15 protein-coding genes are annotated in these 15,440 nt (G+C 70.9%); 8 read left to right on the top strand and 7 right to left on the bottom strand.

The features are described from left to right. The first annotated feature begins 149 nt into the window (after positions 1-149). The gene (locus ACZ6TB_RS09865) at positions 150-1,088 is read left to right on the top strand and encodes a DUF4037 domain-containing protein (RefSeq protein ID WP_465552620.1); all 939 of its coding nucleotides are present in this window, start codon (positions 150-152) and stop codon (positions 1,086-1,088) included. Here the strand turns inward: ACZ6TB_RS09865 and ACZ6TB_RS09870 are convergent. From ACZ6TB_RS09870 to ACZ6TB_RS09880, 3 genes are all read right to left on the bottom strand, one after another. Then, entirely contained in the window at positions 1,085-1,756 is a 672-nt protein-coding gene (locus ACZ6TB_RS09870; protein WP_465552622.1) for a lysophospholipid acyltransferase family protein, read from the bottom strand. The two genes, ACZ6TB_RS09865 and ACZ6TB_RS09870, sit on opposite strands and share 4 nt — an antisense overlap. A 2-nt stretch (positions 1,757-1,758) precedes the next feature. After that, a complete protein-coding gene (locus ACZ6TB_RS09875; RefSeq protein ID WP_465552624.1) occupies positions 1,759-2,319 on the bottom strand; it encodes a TetR/AcrR family transcriptional regulator in 561 nt (186 codons plus the stop codon). A gap of 802 nt (positions 2,320-3,121) precedes the next feature. After that, the gene (locus ACZ6TB_RS09880) at positions 3,122-3,493 is read right to left on the bottom strand and encodes a VOC family protein (protein WP_465552626.1); all 372 of its coding nucleotides are present in this window, start codon (positions 3,491-3,493) and stop codon (positions 3,122-3,124) included. Positions 3,494-3,529: 36 nt separating this feature from the next. Between ACZ6TB_RS09880 and ACZ6TB_RS09885 the strand changes: the two genes are divergently transcribed. The 3 genes from ACZ6TB_RS09885 to ACZ6TB_RS09895 all read left to right on the top strand — a co-directional run bounded on the left by ACZ6TB_RS09885 (position 3,530) and on the right by ACZ6TB_RS09895 (position 7,585). Further along, positions 3,530-4,036: a hypothetical protein gene (locus tag ACZ6TB_RS09885; RefSeq protein WP_465552628.1), complete on the top strand. Its 507-nt coding sequence runs from the start codon at positions 3,530-3,532 to the stop codon at positions 4,034-4,036. 178 nt (positions 4,037-4,214) lie between these two features. Continuing rightward, on the top strand, positions 4,215-5,390 hold the full coding sequence (locus ACZ6TB_RS09890) for an alginate lyase family protein (protein ID WP_465552630.1): 1,176 nt from the start codon (positions 4,215-4,217) through the stop codon (positions 5,388-5,390). Between the two features lie 11 nt (positions 5,391-5,401). Next, positions 5,402-7,585: a ricin-type beta-trefoil lectin domain protein gene (locus tag ACZ6TB_RS09895; protein ID WP_465552632.1), complete on the top strand. Its 2,184-nt coding sequence runs from the start codon at positions 5,402-5,404 to the stop codon at positions 7,583-7,585. A 6-nt stretch (positions 7,586-7,591) separates the two neighbouring features. Here ACZ6TB_RS09895 and ACZ6TB_RS09900 read toward each other — a convergent pair whose 3' ends face one another. Next, a complete protein-coding gene (locus ACZ6TB_RS09900; RefSeq protein ID WP_465552634.1) occupies positions 7,592-8,497 on the bottom strand; it encodes a quinone oxidoreductase family protein in 906 nt (301 codons plus the stop codon). Positions 8,498-8,580: 83 nt separating this feature from the next. On the opposite strand from ACZ6TB_RS09900, the gene ACZ6TB_RS09905 reads away from it, so the two are divergent. Beyond that, a complete protein-coding gene (locus ACZ6TB_RS09905) occupies positions 8,581-9,036 on the top strand; it encodes a MarR family winged helix-turn-helix transcriptional regulator (RefSeq protein WP_465552636.1) in 456 nt (151 codons plus the stop codon). A 66-nt stretch (positions 9,037-9,102) separates the two neighbouring features. Further along, a complete protein-coding gene (locus tag ACZ6TB_RS09910) occupies positions 9,103-9,459 on the top strand; it encodes a group I truncated hemoglobin (protein WP_465552638.1) in 357 nt (118 codons plus the stop codon). A 242-nt stretch (positions 9,460-9,701) separates the two neighbouring features. On the opposite strand, the gene ACZ6TB_RS09915 is transcribed toward ACZ6TB_RS09910, so the two are convergent. Beyond that, entirely contained in the window at positions 9,702-10,298 is a 597-nt protein-coding gene (locus ACZ6TB_RS09915; protein WP_465552640.1) for a TetR/AcrR family transcriptional regulator, read from the bottom strand. A gap of 49 nt (positions 10,299-10,347) precedes the next feature. On the opposite strand from ACZ6TB_RS09915, the gene ACZ6TB_RS09920 reads away from it, so the two are divergent. Then, positions 10,348-12,024: an FAD-binding dehydrogenase gene (locus ACZ6TB_RS09920; protein WP_465552642.1), complete on the top strand. Its 1,677-nt coding sequence runs from the start codon at positions 10,348-10,350 to the stop codon at positions 12,022-12,024. 58 nt (positions 12,025-12,082) lie between these two features. On the opposite strand, the gene ACZ6TB_RS09925 is transcribed toward ACZ6TB_RS09920, so the two are convergent. Both ACZ6TB_RS09925 and ACZ6TB_RS09930 read right to left on the bottom strand, forming a co-directional pair. Continuing rightward, positions 12,083-13,087 (bottom strand): ricin-type beta-trefoil lectin domain protein, encoded by a 1,005-nt coding sequence (locus tag ACZ6TB_RS09925; protein WP_465552644.1) that lies wholly within the window; start codon positions 13,085-13,087, stop codon positions 12,083-12,085. A gap of 378 nt (positions 13,088-13,465) precedes the next feature. Then, complete coding sequence (locus tag ACZ6TB_RS09930) at positions 13,466-13,831, bottom strand: hypothetical protein (protein WP_465552646.1); 366 nt, start codon at positions 13,829-13,831, stop codon at positions 13,466-13,468. 154 nt (positions 13,832-13,985) lie between these two features. Here ACZ6TB_RS09930 and ACZ6TB_RS09935 point away from each other — a divergent pair, with 154 nt between their 5' ends. After that, positions 13,986-15,434: an alpha/beta fold hydrolase gene (locus ACZ6TB_RS09935; protein WP_465552648.1), complete on the top strand. Its 1,449-nt coding sequence runs from the start codon at positions 13,986-13,988 to the stop codon at positions 15,432-15,434. Positions 15,435-15,440: the final 6 nt, after the last annotated feature.

Here is a 15,440-nt window from a genome sequence, read left to right on the forward strand (position 1 = left end):
GGCCTGTCGGTTCGGTCACAGTGACCGGGGTTCTGACGGTTCACCCCGGTTCGCTACCAAAGACGCACTGTTGGTGCGCCTCCTCGCGCGGCCCCGAAAACCGGATGCGCCGGGATTCCGGTGGCTGCTACTCCTTCGGGGTGAACGGCATGGAGATCGCGCGGCGGCACTACCTCGACTCGGTCGCGCCCGGGCTGGCCGGGGTGCGGCACGCGGCGGCGCTGCTCGGGCCGGGGTCGGAGATCCTGGGCTACGACGACGAGGTGTCGCCCGACCACGACTTCGGGGCCCGGGTGCAGGTCTTCCACCCCTTTTCGCGGGACGGGGAGACCGTCGGCGAGTTCTTCGCGGGCCTGCTCGGCTTCGACCCGGCGGACGGGGTCGCGGTCGCGGACTGGCTGCTGACGCCGACCCAGATCTTCGCGAGCCTCACGCGCGGGGCGGTCTTTCACGACCCGGACGGGGAACTGGCGGTCCGGCGGGCGTCGATCTCCTGGTACCCGGACGACATTTGGCGGTACGCGCTGGCGGCCGGCTGGCTCAAGGTCGGTCAGGAGGAGGCGTTCGTGGCCCGCACCGCCTCGACCGGGGACGATCTCGGCTCCCGGGTGCTGGCGGCGCGGCTCGTGCGGGAGCTGATGCGGATCGCTCTCCTGGTGGAACGGCGCTGGGCACCGTACGGGAAATGGTTCGGCCGCGCCTTCGGTGAGCTGAAGATCGCCGCCTCGCTCTCGCCCCTGCTGGCCGGCGCGCTCAGCGCGACCTCGTGGCGCGCGCGGGAGGAGGCGCTGGTCATGGCCGCCTCCCGGCTCGCCGTCGCGACCAACGAGCTGGGGCTGGGCGAGGCGCTCGATCCGGCGCCGCGGCAGTTCTACACGCGCGACATCCGGGTGCTCGGCGCCGAGCGGTTCACCGTGGCGCTGACCGATCCGATCACGTCTCCGGCGCTGCGATCGCTGCTCGACCGGCTGGGCCGTCGCGAGGGTGTCCCCAAGATCCCCGGCACGGTCGACCAGGCTGTCGACAACACCGACATCCTCGGAAATGTCACGTTGTTTCGGGCCGCCGGTCCCGTGCTGGGGCTCTAGATCGCGCCGCTCGACCGCTCGTTGTACTCGTTCGCGACCGGCTGGCCGGAGAGGGCGGCGATCGCGGCCATGATCTCGTCGGTCGCCCGGCGGCGGGCCGGTCCCGGCTTGTCGCCGGCCGGCGGCGCAAAGGTCAGCGGTGTGCCGAATCGGACGGTGACCTTGCCCGGCCGGGGGAACGCGGCGCCCACCGGCTGGATCCGCTCGGTGCCGCTCAGCGCGACCGGCACGACGGGGGCGCCCGAGGCGATCGCGAGCCAGGCGACGCCGGTCCGCCCGCGGTAGAGCCGGCCGTCCCGCGACCGGCTGCCCTCGGGGTGGATGCCGAACGCGCCGCCGTTCTCGAGCACCTTCAGCGCCGCCTCGAGCGCCTCCTGCGCCGCCCGGTAGCCCCCGCGTGGCACCGGGATCGCATCGATGCCGGTCATGAACGACCGGATCGCCCACCGCTTGGCGCCGCCGCTCTCGAAGTACTCCTGCTTGGCCAGGAAGGACACCCGGCGCGGGGTCATCAGGGGAATCAGGAAGCTGTCCACGAACGAGAGATGGTTGGCCGCGAGGATGACCGGACCGGTGCGCGGCACGTTCTCCGCGCCGTGCACCTCGGGCCGGAAGGCCATCCGGGAGAGCGGCACCAGGGCCGCTCGCAGCGTCGCGGAGAGCAGCATCGTCAGGCTCCCAGGTGCGCGTCGACGGCCGCCTCGAGCAGCGGCTCCGGCGAATCAAAACCGGTCACCACCTGAAGCGTTCCCCAATGCCAGAGCTGCGCGATACCGTGCAGCGCACCCCAGAGCGCGGCGGCCTTCTCGGTCGGCCGCGCCAGGCGCGCCTGCTTCAGCAGATCCACGAGTACGCCGAAGAGCGGCGTGCTCTCCTGCCGGAGCCCGACGTTGTTCCCGCGAAGCAGATCGTGCCGAAACATCAGCGCGAACATCCCCGGTTCGTCACTGGCGAACGCCACGTACCGCCGGCCGAGCGACATGAGCGCCGACCGAGGCTCCGCCGGGTGATGCCCGATCGTCTCCTCGATGACCGTCGCCAGCCGCCGGTACCCCTGCCGAGCGATCGCCGCGAGCAGCGCTTGATGAGTCGGAAAGTACCGCCGCGGCGCCCCGTGCGAGACCCCGGCCCGGCGTGCGATCTCCCGCAGCGAGAGGGCATCGGTGCCGCCTTCGGCCAGCAGCGCAACGCCCGCCGCGACCAGCCGTTGCTCAACGTCCCCCGGTTGCATAGACAGTGTCTACCAGGTCGCGGTAGACACTGTCTACGCCAGTCGTGGTCGTTAGGCCCGCGCCCGCGTAACCGGCCGGCCCGCGTTCGCGCCCGCCGCCCTTAGCTCTGCTTACCTATGCGCGCGCCGCAGTTCGCCCGCGCGTTCGCGCCCGTCGTCCTTTGCTCTGCTTACCTATGCGCGCGCCGCAGTTCGCCCGCGCGTTCGCGCCCGTCGTCCTTTGCTCTGCTTACCTATGCGCGCGCCGCAGGTCGTCGGCGCGCTCGTGCCCGCCGCCCTTTGCTCTGCTTACCTATGCGCGCGCCGCAGGTCGCCGGCGTGTTCGCGCCCGTCGTCCTTTGCTCTGCTTACCTATGCGCGCGCCGCAGGTCGCCGGCGCGCTCGCGCCCGTCGTCCTTTGCTCTGCTTACCTATACGCGCGCCGCAGGTCGTCGTCGGAATTCGCTCTCGCGTGCCGGTCATGGTCGTATCGTCGGCGCACGCGTTCCCGCGGTGGTGGGCGGGTCAGCCCTCGCATGCCCGCCGTAATGGGCCGGCTTGCCCCTCGCGGCCCGGCCACGGTCGTGCGGCTCGCCCCGGCGAAGTCGCCTGGTCCGCGCCCGCCCCGAGCGTCCGCCGCCACCCCGCCGCGATCATCCGGCCCCCGCCCTTTCGGGTGGGGGTGAAGTCAAGCAGCGACCTACGACAGTTTCGCGGTTTCGTCCACAGGCGCCGGCGCCCGACCCCCACCCTCTTCGGGTGGGGGCAAAGCAAAGCACCCGCCTACGACAAAATCCGCGGCTCGTCCACAGGCGCCGCATCCTCATCCGACCGGCGGCGCCCAATGCGGGAGCGGGATCAAACAGAACGGATGCCCGGCCGGATCGGCGTAGACATGCTCGCCCCCCAGCTCCGTCGCCCCCAGCGCCAGCACCTGCGCATGTGCGGCCTCGAGGTCGTCGACCATCACATCGAGGTGGATCTGCTGCGGCACCGCCGGGTCGGGCCACGTCGGCGGGCGGTGATCGGGCGCGCGCTGAAACGCCAGGCCCGACGTGCGGTCGGTCACGGCGACCACGGCGAAGTCACCGTCGTCGTACGTGATGGGCGTGCCGAGCAGCGAGCTGTAGAAGGCGGCCAGGCGCGCCGGCTCGGGGCAGTCGATGATCGTGTGGTGGAGACGGCCGATGGGCATGGGCACATCCTTGTCCCTGGCCGCTACCTTGTCGCTGTGCGAACCGTGGACGTGACCTCACCCGACGGCGGCCGCTGGCAGGTCCGGGTCCAGTGGGCGCCGAGGTGGCGAGCGCTGGCGCGGCGGTTCGGGGGCTGGCGGTCCAAGCGGAGCGGCCGGTCGGGCGAGGTCGTCGACGGCGCGTTCCAGGTGGCCGACGCGGGAACGAGCGGCGGAGGAGGAGGCGGCGGCGGCGACTGGAGCCTCGGCGACGAGATAGCCGCGATCGTCCTCATCTTCATCGCGTTCATCGCCGCGGCCGCGCTCTTCTGGTGGGTGCTGCTGCCCCTGTTGCTGCTCGCGCTCGACCTGATGATCGTCCTGATCCTGCTGGTCGTGTCGATCGCGGCCCGGGTCCTGTTCCGCCGGCCGTGGACCGTCGAGGCCACCCGGGCCGACGGCGAAACGGTCGTGGCCCGGGTGGTCGGCTGGCGCGCGGCCCTACGTACCCGTGACGACATGGCGGACTCCCTGCGCTCGGTCGACATCGCCGGGATTCGCTGACCTTTTGTCCGGATGGAATCGGTTACGGGACCGATCCCGAGACGGAGAGCGCTCTCTTGTTCCGGAACCTTTAAGGGAAACTTAAGTCGGTCGATATCGGGTTGACCCGATGGTTGATGGGCGGGAACTGTTAACCCACTTTCCGGTTTTCCCCATCCCCAGTTCCGGGAGAATCCCCATGCGCAGACGCGCGCTGTTAGCGGCTTTCACGGCCCTGGTCGCGGGGTTGGGCGCCTTCGGCGTCCGGCTCGTGACCGCCGACGCCGCACCGATCAGTTTCAGTCATCCGGGTGTCTTGGTCAGCCAGGCCCAGCTCGACTTCGTGAAGGGCAGGGTCGCGGCCGGCGCCCAGCCCTGGCTCGCCGCCTACAACCAGATGAAGGCCAGCTCGTACGCCTCGCTCACGCGCACCCCCAAGCCGCGAGCGACCGTCGAGTGCGGCTCCTACTCCAACCCGAACAACGGCTGCACCGACGAGCGCGAGGACGCCATCGCGGCCTACACCGACGCGCTCGCCTGGTACGTCACGGGCAACGCGGCGTACGCGCAGAAGTCCATCGCTCTCATGGACGCCTGGTCGGCCACGATCAAGTCGCACACCAACAGCAATGCCCCGCTGCAGACCGCGTGGGCCGGATCGGTCTGGCCCCGGGCGGCGGAGATCATCAAGTACACCTACCCCAGCTGGCCGAACGCGACCCGGTTCGCGACCATGCTGCGTACGGTCTATCTGCCCGTCGTGATCGTCGGAAGTTCCAGCAACGGCAACTGGGAGCTGTCGATGATGGAGGCGGCGGTCGGGATCTCGGTGTTCCTCGACGACCGTGCCGGTTACGACCGGGCGATCACCCGGTTCAAGGCGCGCGCCGCCGCCTACATCTACATCGCGGCCGACGGCTCGCAGCCGAAGTACCCACCGGTCGGCAGCGTGGACACGACCAGCGAGCTGATCGGCTACTGGCAGGGGCAGAGCACGTTCGTAGACGGCCTGTCCCAGGAGTCGTGCCGCGACTTCACCCACACCGGGTACGGCATCTCGGCCATCAGCCACGTCGCCGAGACCACCCGCATCCAGGGCGAGGACCTCTGGCCGTCGCTGCGGGAGCGGGAACGGCAGGCGCTCGGCTTCCACACCAAGTTCGAGAACGGGACGGCCGTGCCCGCGAACATCTGCGGCGGCAAGGTCACCAAGGGCCTCGGGCCGGTGACCGAGGTGGCGTTCAACGCGCTGCACAACCGCCTCGGCATCGCCATGGCCAACACCCAGCAGTACACCGAGTCGCACCGGCCGCAGGGGACCGACAACCTCTTCGTCGCCTGGGAGACCCTCACCCACGCCAACAACCCGGCCTGAGGAGCAAATTCATGAAAAATCGAAGGATATTGGCCGGTACGTTGATGGCAGCCGTCGTGGGGGCGATCGGCGTCGTGGGAATCACGTCCGCCTTCGCCGCGTCCTCGGGCACGCTCGTGTCGTCACTGAACGGCAAGTGCCTCGACGTCACCAACGGCTCGACGGCGAACGGCAACCAGCCGCAGTTGTGGAGCTGCACCGGCGGGAACCAGAACCAGCAGTGGACCCTCGCCGACAACGGCTCGGTGCAGGGCCGGGGCAAGTGCCTGGACATCGCCAACAACTCGACCGCCAACGGCGCGGTGGTGCACCTGTGGGACTGCTTCGACACGGTGGCGACCCAGAAGTGGACGCTCTCCGCGGCCGGCGCTCTCGTCAACAACGCGGCCGGCAAGTGCCTGGACGTCAAGGACAACAACACCGCGGATGGCGCCAAGCTGCAGATCTGGGACTGCGCCGGCTCGGCCAACCAGAAGTGGACCTTCTCGGGAGGAACGACGACGCCGCCGACCACCCCGCCCACCACCGTGCCGTCCAACCCGAACAACCCGGACCTGGGCCCGAACGTCAGCGTCTTCGACCCGTCGATGTCGGCGTCGACCATCCAGAGCAAGCTGACCAGCGTCTTCAACTCGCAGGTCAGCAACCAGTTCGGCAACCAGCGCTACGCCCTGCTGTTCAAGCCGGGCTCGTACAACGTCGACGCCAACGTCGGCTTCTTCACCCAGGTCGCCGGCCTCGGCCTGACGCCCGACCAGGTGACGATCAACGGCCACGTGCACGTCGAGGCCGACTGGTGGCCGGACGGGTCGCAGAACGCCACCCAGAACTTCTGGCGCTCGGCCGAGGGCCTCAACGTGGTGCCGTCGGACGGGCTTGATCGCTGGGCCGTGTCGCAGGCCGCGCCGTACCGTCGCATGCACGTCCGCGGAAACCTGGCGCTCTCCGACGGTGGCTGGTCGTCGGGCGGTTTCATCGCCGACTCCAAGGTCGACGGGCAGATCCAGTCCGGGTCGCAGCAGCAGTTCATCACCCGCAACTCGCAGATGGGCAGCTGGAACGGCTCGAACTGGAACCAGGTCTTCGTCGGCAGCCCGGGCGCGCCGGCGCAGAGCTTCCCGTCGCCGCCGTTCACCACGGTCGGTTCCGCGCCGGCCATCGCCGAGAAGCCTTACCTGTACGTGGACGGCACCGGCGCGTACCAGGTCTTCGTCCCGTCGCTGAGGTCGAACGCCAGCGGCACCACCTGGTCCGCGGGCTCGCCGGCCGGCACCTCGCTACCGATCAGCACGTTCTACGTGGTCAAGTCCGGTGACACCGCGTCCACGATCAACGCGGCGCTCGCGGCCGGTAAGAACCTGCTCGTCACGCCCGGTGTCTACCACCTGAACCAGACACTGAACGTGAACCGGGCGAGCACCGTGATCCTCGGCCTCGGCCTGGCCACGTTCGTCCCGGACGGCGGCGTCGACGCCATCCACGTCGCCGACGTCGACGGCGTCCGGCTGGCCGGCGTGCTGCTCGACGCCGGCACCACCAACAGCAACATCCTGCTGCAGGTCGGCCCGGCCGGCTCGACGGCGTCGCACGCCGCCAACCCGACCGTGCTCTCCGACGTCTTCGTGCGCATCGGCGGCTCGATCGCGGGCAAGGCCACGGTGAGCGTCGAGATCAACAGCAGCAACGTGATCGGCGACCACGCCTGGATCTGGCGGGCCGACCACGGCAACGGCGGCACGGTGGGCTGGAACGTCAACACCGCCCGGAACGGCCTGATCGTCAACGGCCAGAACGTGACCTTCTACGGCCTGTTCGTCGAGCACTATCAGCAATACCAGACGATCTGGAACGGCAACGGCGGGCGGACCTACTTCTACCAGAACGAGATGCCGTACGACCCGCCGAACCAGGCCGCCTACATGAACGGTTCCACCCAGGGCTGGGCGGCGTACAAGGTCGGCGCCTCGGTCACCAGCCACGAGGCGTGGGGCCTGGGCAGCTACTGCTACTTCAACGTCAACCCGGCCGTCGTGAACGCCCACGCGTTCGAGGTGCCGGCCGTCTCCGGGGTCAAGTTCCACGACCTGGTGACGGTGTCGCTCGGTGGCACCGGCACGATCAGCCACGTCATCAACAACACCGGCGCGGCCGTGAACAGCGGCCACCAGGTGACGAGCATCGTCAGTGGGCCCTGACCCGCGTCAGGGAATGAGGACCGTGCGCTCGCCCGGCTCGTCCGGGCGGGCCCACGCCTGCTCCACCTCGGCAAGCGGCACCGGGCGGGGCGCGACCGCGATCCGCCCGGCGCCGATCTCGCCGATCAAAGCGGGAAGCTCGGCCAGGTACGCCCGGGGGCTGACCGCACCCTGACCGGTGCCCTGGAGGCGGAAGTTGGCCGAGCGCAGCGCCACCGACGGCAGCTCGATCGTCGGTCCGGCCACCGAGCCGATCTGCACCCAGTCGAGCAGCCGGTCCCGCTCTTCCCGGGCGGTCAGCATCGTGACGATCGCCCGCTGGGCCGGCTCGCCCCACAGGTAGTCGAGCACGATGTCGACGTTCGCGGCCTTGCCCACCTCGTCCAGGCCGAGCAGGCCCGGGCCGGGGTTGCGGGCGGCCCCGACCACCTCGCCGGCGCCCAGCAACGTGGCGATCCTCATGGCCATCGAGCCGGCGTTCCCGCCCGCGCCGAGCACAAGCACGCTCTGGCCGGGCCGGATCGGCACGCGCCGGCGCAGCGCGACCCAGGACGACATCGCCGGGTTCATGGCCGCGGCGATCTTCGTGACGTCGGCGCCCTCGGGCAGCTCGATCGTGCGGCGCGGGTCGACCACGGCCTGGTCGGCCATCGTGCCGATCACGTCGTCGTCGGCGACGAAATAGACCACCTTGCCGTCCGGGCGGCGGCCGACGCCGTCGACGCCCGGGATCATCGGCAGCGTGCCGGTGCTGGTGTAGTGCTTGCCGGCGGCGCCGCTGCGGGTGCGCGGGTGCAGGCCCACCGCGAGCACGTCGACGACGATCTCGCCGTCGCGCGGCCGCGGAACATCGAAGCTCCGGTAGTGCGGCGGCTCGTCGAACGAGGTCACGACCGCGGCGTTCATCTCCATGGTGTCCTCCGGTGGTTCGTGTTTAGTTCGTGGCACAAACCAATCTAGTTGGTGCCACGAACTAAAGCAAGTAGTCTGCTCACATGGACACTCTCGGCGCGGTCGACGGCCTGGCTCAGCTCTCGTTCCTCGTGCAGGGCACGCTCGAGCGCCGAGCGGCCGAGCACGACCTCTCGCTCGTGCAGACCCGGCTGCTCGGCGTGCTGCGCGACCGGCGGCCCACCATGAATGAGCTGGCCAAGCTGCTGGGGCTGGACAAGTCGAGCGTCAGCGGGCTGGTCGACCGGGCCGAGCGCCGGGGCCTGGTGGCGCGCATCCCGTCCGCGGCCGACCGCCGTTCGGTGCTGGTGAGCCTCACCGACGAGGGCCGCGAGCTGGCGGCCTCGGCCGGCGCCCGCTTCGAGGCCGACGTCCAGTCCCTGCTGGCGCTGCTGCCGCCCCGCGACCGCGTGGCGCTGGCCCAGCTGGTGAGCCGCTTACTGGTCGCCCACGCCAAGGCCCACGGCGTCGACCTCTTCGACACCCTCGCCCAGCGCTGAAACGGACACCCGGACGGGACCACGCGGGGCCGCCGGGTGGGCTAGTTTGTGGCGCGGGAGGACACAGTGGACACAACCTTTTACGAGCGGGTGGGTGGCGAACCGGCGGTGACCGAGGCGGTCGACCGCCTCTACCGCGTGATCCTCGCCGACGACCGCCTGGAGCCCTACTTCCTGACCGTCGACATAGATCATCTCAAGTCCCACATGGTGGCGCTGCTGAGCCAGGTGCTGGGCGGCCCCGACGACTATTCGGGCCGTGAGCTGCGCACCGCCCACGCGGGCCTGGGCATCGCCCGCGAGCATTACGACCTGGTCGGCGCCTACTTGGTCGGCGTCCTGGCCGGCCTCGGCGTCGACGACGAGGTGCTGGACGCGGTGCGCGGCGTCCTGGCCGCGACGGCCGACGACATCGCGGCCTGACCGCCGCCCTTTGCTCTGCTTACGCATACGCGCGGCGGCTCCGGCGGGCCTCGGGCTCATCGCTCTGCTTACGCATACGCGCGGCGGCTCCCGCGGGCCTTGGGTTCATCGCTCTGCTTACGCATACGCGCGGCGGCTCCGGCGGGCCTTGGGTTCATCGCTCTGCTTACGCATACGCGCGGCGGTTCCGGCAGGCCTCGGGCTCATCGCTCTGCTTACGCATACGCGCGGGGCGGCGGCGGTCAGCGGATCAGCAGCGCGGTGAGCAACTGGGTCAGCCACGCGCGGGCGGCCGCCAGGTCGCCGTCGAGCAGCAGCTGGACCGTCACCCCGTCATAAGCGGCGACCACCGCGCGGGCCGCCGCGGGGACGTCGGCCACTCCGGGCGGCAGGGCGAGACGGCCCTGCACGGCGAGTAACCGCGCCTCGATCGCGGTCCGTAACTCGGCTCGATGGGCGGCGAGCCGGCTCGCCACTTCCGGGTGCCGCGCGGCGTACAGGAGGAAATCGCTCTTGACCAGGAGCCAGTCGCGGTCGAGCAGGAGCGTTGCCGCGGTGCGGGCGATCACCGCGTGGATGGAGGGTTCGAGCGGCGCGCCCTCGTCGGCCGTGAGCGCGGCGGCCACCTGGCCCGAGATGATCGCGGCGCGCTCGTCGTAGAGGGCGAAGAAGAGCTCGTCGAGCGTGCCGAAGTTGGAGTAGAACGCGCCGCGCGTGAAGCCGGCCGCCTCGCAGACGTCGTCGATGCGCGCCGGGCCGAAACCCTTCGCCGCGAACACCTCGAACGCCGCGTCGAGCAGCCGGGCCCGCGTCGCCGCCCGCCTCTTCGTGACCCGCACGCGTCGAACCCTACCCAATACATTCCCGTATCCGATACATTCTTGAATCGTGAATGCGGACGTCATCGTCGTCGGCGCGGGCCTCGCCGGTCTGGTCGCCACCCATGAACTCGTCGCGGCCGGCAAGCGGGTCGCGCTCGTCGATCAGGAGAACGCGGCCAACCTCGGCGGGCAGGCGTTCTGGTCGTTCGGTGGCCTGTTCCTGGTCGACACGCCCGAGCAGCGGCGTCTCGGCGTACGGGATTCGTTCGATCTTGCTTGGCAGGATTGGCAGGGCAGCGCGCAGTTCGACCGCCTTGCTTCCTCGGGCGAGGACGAGTGGGCCGTCCGATGGGCCCGCGCGTACGTCGAGTTCGCGGCGGGCGAGAAGCGCTCCTGGCTCTCCTCCCTCGGGATGAGCTGGCTTCCGACCGTGGGCTGGGCCGAGCGCGGCGATCTGCGCGCGGACGGCCACGGCAACTCGGTGCCTCGCTTCCACGTCACCTGGGGGACAGGCACCGGGGTGGTCGCGCCTTTCGTCGCGTCGGTGAAGCGTGCCGCCGATGCCGGCCTGGTCACGTTCCATCACCGCCACCGGGTGGATGAGCTGGTCGTTTCGGCGGGAGCAGTTTCGGGCGTACGCGGAAAGCTCCTCGCTCCCGACGTTGCCGCGCGTGGTGTCGCGTCGAATCGGGACGAGACCGGCGATTTCGAACTCACCGCCCAAGCCGTCGTCGTCACCACCGGCGGTATCGGGGGCAATCATGATCTCGTACGGCGTTACTGGCCGTCCCGCCTCGGGACCCCACCGAGCAGCATGGTCACCGGCGTGCCGGAGTACGTCGACGGCCGCATGCTCGACATCGCCGACGCGGCGGGCGCGCGCCTGGTCAACCGCGACCGCATGTGGCACTACACCGAGGGCATCCGCAACTGGGACCCGATCTGGCCCGGCCACGGCATCCGCATCCTGCCCGCGCCGTCGTCGATGTGGTTCGACGCGCTCGGCCGGCGCCTGCCCGACCCGTGCCTGCCCGGCTACGACACCCTGAGCACGCTGCGCCATCTGCGCACCACGCCGGACATCGCCGCGTACGACCACTCCTGGTTCATTCTCACCCAGAAGATCATCCGCAAGGAGTTCGCGCTGTCGGGGTCCGAGCAGAACCCGGACATCACCGCCAAGGACCGCCGCGCGTTCATCCGTTCGCGGATCCTGGGCAAGGGCGCGCCGGAGCCGGTCGAGGCGTTCAAGCGCAACGGCGCCGACTTCGTGGTGGCGTCCGAGCTGGACGAGCTGATCGCCGGCATGAACAAGCTGACCGATGCGCCACCGCTCGACGCCGCACGCATCCGGGCCCAGATCGAGGCGCGGGATCGCCAGGTCGCCAACCCGTTCTCGAAGGACTCCCAGATCCAGGGCATCCACAACTCACGCCGCTACCGCGGTGACCGTCTGGGCCGCACCGTGTCTCCGCACCGCATCCTGGACCCGGCCGCCGGCCCCCTGATCGGCATCAAGCTGCACATTCTGACGCGGAAGTCGCTGGGCGGCATCCAGACGGATCTTTCGTCCCGTGCGTTGTCCGCGGATGGGGTCGTGATCCCGGGCCTGTACGCGGCCGGGGAGGTCGCGGGCTTCGGGGGCGGGGGAGTGCACGGGTACAACGCCCTGGAGGGAACGTTCCTCGGCGGGTGCATCTTCAGTGGGCGTGCTGCGGGTCGGTCGTTGGCTCAGTCCCTCTGATCGTCCCTCCCTTTGGCCCGTACCGCGCCGGCGCAGTTTCCGCCGGCCGGCCGCTGGGTCAGGGCAGGGACCACCGTTGGCCGGCGCTGCCGCCGCAGGTCGTGACCGTGACCCCCGTGCCGGAGGCGGTCCCCGACGAAGGATCGGTCAGGCACTTCGCGTTGGACGCGTTGACCACCACCTGGCCGGCGGCGCGCCATTGCTCGGTCGTCCGCCCGTCGCACCCCGTGATGTGCACGGTGCCATCGCCGGCGACGAGCGCACACTTGCCCATCACCCGCAGCGTGCCGTCGGTCGCGAGCGTCCACCGCTGGGCGTCCGACCCGTTACAGGTGAACACCTGAACGTGGTTGAAGTCGACGGCCACCGCCCCGTTGAGATCGAGGCACAGCCCGTTCTGCCCGCGGATCGTGCCGACGCTGTCGCCCGCCGGTTTCGGGGCGAGCGCCGCCGGCGTGGTCGTCTTTCCGCCGTTGCCGGCGGGCGCGGCCGCCGACGTGGTGGCGGACGCTGCCGGCGCGCTCGCGCCGGTTCCATTCGCGCTGCTACCGTTCGCGCCCGTTCCGTTGGCGCCTGTTCCGTCAGCGCCGGATCCGTTCGCGCTCGCCGTCGCGGACGCCCGGTGGCTCGCCGACCGATGCGCCGACGGCGAGGCCGATCCGGCCCCGCTGCTGGGCGGGGCGGCGGGCGGCGCCGGAACCAGCCCGCTCAGTGCCGGGATCGGCGCGTCCGGCAGCGCCGCCGGTCCGGCGGGCCGGGTGTTCGACCGCAGCGCCGCGAACCCGGCCGCGCCCGCGCCGATCAGCAGGAACGCACAGGCCGCGAGCACGACGAGCAGCCGGCGCCGGCCGTTCCGCTCCCGCTTGCGCCTGGCCACCTCCGGCAGGAACAGCACCGCGGTCGGGTCGTCGGCTCCTTCGAGCGCCCGGTGCGACCGCACCTCGCGCGTGGTGGCCGACGGCCAGGTCAGCGTGGATGGATCGTCACCGGGCACGTCGGAGTCGCGGATGTACGGCCGCACGAGCAGGGGATCCCGCTCCTCGCCGTGGTCCTCGTCCGTCACGATTCACCCGCCGCCATCGAGCCCTCATAAGACGATCGACCGCCCAACCTACCCGCGCCGCTCCACGACTCGCCGACCGCCGAAGATTCGACTTTCCGCTCGATGCGGCCTTCGGGGCGTTCCGGGCCGAGAACGGACGCAGTGACCTGCGCCGATGCGAGGGCCGTCCGGACGGCCGCGAGCGGGGTCGGGTAGCCGACAGAAGCCGGCACCGGCGGGCCGGCGATGCCGTGGGCGGCCGGAACCGGCGGGCCGGCGATGCCGTGGGCGGCCGGAACCGGCAACGGAGATACACCGCGACGGCAAACCGAGCGGATCCGCCGCGAACCTACCTTTCTGTACATCCGGGGCGAGATGGGCGCCGGGCGATCAGGAAGGTCACTCATGCCGCTCACCCGTCTGCTCCCGGCCGGCCGCGTATCCGCGGTCGGCCGTGAGTCCGCAACCGGCCGCCTGTCCACGATTAGGCGGGAGTCCGCAACCGGCCGTCCGCAGGCCGCTGACCGTGAGTCCGTAACCGCCCGCCCGCCCGCCCGCCGCCCGCCGCTTCGTCGCGGCCGGCCGTCTGCTCGCGGCCGGAGCCGCGAGTCTCGCGCTGGTCATCGCACCGCAACCGGCGACCGCCGCCTCCCCGCCGACCGGCGCCTCGCCGCCGACCGCCGCCTCCCCGCCGACCAGGGCGAAAGCGGTCACCGGAGAGCGCACGTCGGACGCCGAGCGGCGCCGGGTCGACGCGGTCGCCACGCCGAACCTCCGGTGGTACCCCTGCTACGAGTGGGGCCAGTGCGCGACCGCCCAGGTCCCGCTCGACTACGACAACCCGCACGGCAAGCAGGTCAGCCTCGCCCTGCTCCGGGTCAAGGCCCGCGACCAGAAACACCGCATCGGCAGCCTCTTCGTGAACCCCGGCGGTCCCGGCGGCTCGGGCGTCACCATGGCGCTGGCCGCCCCGTACTTCATGAGTAACGCTCTGCTCGACCGCTTCGACATCGTCGGCATGGACCCGCGTGGCATCGGCTTCAGCGACCAGGTCAACTGCTTCGGCGACGAGGGCCGGCAGTCGCCCACGATGCGGGAGCTCGGCATCGGCTTCCCGGTGGGCGCCGCCCAGGAGAAGGCCTTCATCCGGGCCGCCGGCAAGGAGGCGCGCGCCTGCTCGACCACCGGCCGCGAGCTGGCCGGCGCCATGTCGACCGCCGAGGTCGCCCGCGACATGGACGTCATGCGCCGCGCCGTCGGCGACAGCAAGCTGACCTACCTGGGGTTCAGCTACGGCACCGCGCTCGGCCAGTACTACGCCAACATGTTCCCCGACCGCTTCCGCGCGATCGCCGTCGACGGCGTCATCAACCCGCAGGCCTGGGTCGGCGGCACGAAGACCGGCAACCAGATCCAGGACGACCGCCTCCGCTCGGCCGACGGCGCGTGGAAGGCGCTCTCCGAGATCCTGCGCCGCTGCGGCCTGGCCGGAAAGACGAAGTGCGCGTTCAGCGCGAGCCCGATGCGCAACTTCCGGGTGCTCGCCGAGCGCCTCAAGAAGCGGCCGCTCACCGTCGACAGCGAGACGGTCACCTACGCGCAGTTCATCGGCATGGTGCTGGGCGCCCTCTACGAGCCCGACGCCGGGGCCCAGGTCACCGGGCTGGCGGCCGAGCTCTTCGAGCTGACCACGCCCGGCCACGTGCCGACCAAGGCCAAACTGACCGCGGCGGCCAACCGGGTCGGCCGCATGCGCCGCCAGGCCGAGGGCCGGGCTTTCCCCTACGACAACAGCTTCGACGCGTACGCCGCCGTGATGTGCACCGACGGCCGACACCCCGCCACCGGAGCGTCGTGGCCGAAGGCCGCCGCCCGAGCCGACAAGCGCGCCACCTACTTCGGCCGCGCGTGGGCGTGGGCGAGCGTGCAGTGCGCCCGTGACAACTGGACGGTGCGCGACGAGGACGCCTACACCGGACCGTTCACCAAACACACCAGGTACCCCGTTCTGTTCGTAGGGAGCTTCTGGGACCCGGCCACCAACTACGCCGACGCCGTGACGTCGTCCAAGCTGCTGCCCAACAGCCGCCTGCTGTCCAGCAACAACTGGGGCCACACCGCCTACGGCACGTCGTCCTGCGCCACGGGCATCACCGACCGCTACCTCCTCTACCGTGCCCTGCCCACCGCCGGCACCACCTGCGTGGGCGACCAGCAGCCGTTCCGAACCCCACTGACCGACGACGCCGGCAAGCCGTCCCCGACGACCGCCGACGCTTTCGACCTCGGCACCGCGTCGGCCGCCGAGATCGCCGCCCACGGCCAGCCCGCAACCGGCGCCGCCAAGGTGCTCCCGCCGGTGCGCTGACGCCCA

The sequence above is a fragment of the Actinoplanes sp. NPDC051537 genome, from assembly GCF_055586105.1.